General features: G+C 64.8%; 1 pseudogene. It reads right to left on the bottom strand.

From position 1 onward, the window contains the following. Positions 1-103: 103 nt before the first annotated feature. Positions 104-614, bottom strand: a pseudogene (locus I0Q12_RS02050) (ABC transporter substrate-binding protein); the annotation flags it as partial.

Raw genomic sequence — 614 nt, 5'->3', positions numbered from 1 at the left:
GATGCCGGCGGTCCGGGTAAGGGAACCCGGACCGCCGGCATTCGAATCGACTGTCCGCGCGCCGGCGTCATGGTGGGACAGCGCCGGTGCGCGAACAGTTCGACTAACGCTGCACCCAGAGGGTCTCGGGGAGGACCGAGCCCATTCCGTACTGCTGGATGCCGCCGACGTTGCTGTTGGCGATCACACCGGGTGCTGCACGCGTGTAGAAGACGACCGGGTTCAGTTCGACAAGCCGGTTCTGAACGGTCTCATATGCTTTCGTCCGCTCAGCCACATCGGTGGAGGTACGGCCGGCCTCCAGCGCGGCATCCAGCTCGGCATCCTTGATGCCGCTGGTATTGCCCGCGGACTTGCTGTGGAAGGAGAACCACAGGCGCGGTTCGGGATCGCCGAAGGCCACGGTGCTGACCAGGGTGTCGTAGTCCTTCTGCGCCATGATCTGTCCGACCTGCGCCACGTCGATGGTGCGCACGTTGACGGTGAGGTTGTTCAGCGTGCTGAGCTGGGTCTGGATGGCCTCACCCACGCCCTTGGTCGCCGGGTAGAGCGACATCGTGAAGTTCAGCGGTTTTCCTTCGGCGGCGAGCTCGTCGAGGAGGCGCTGTGCCTCG

The organism is Rhodococcus sp. CX (assembly GCF_015865005.1).
In the GTDB taxonomy this organism is placed as follows: domain Bacteria; phylum Actinomycetota; class Actinomycetes; order Mycobacteriales; family Mycobacteriaceae; genus Rhodococcus.
The sequence above is the reverse complement of the archived record's forward strand: the minus strand, read 5'-3'. Positions and strand labels throughout refer to the sequence as shown.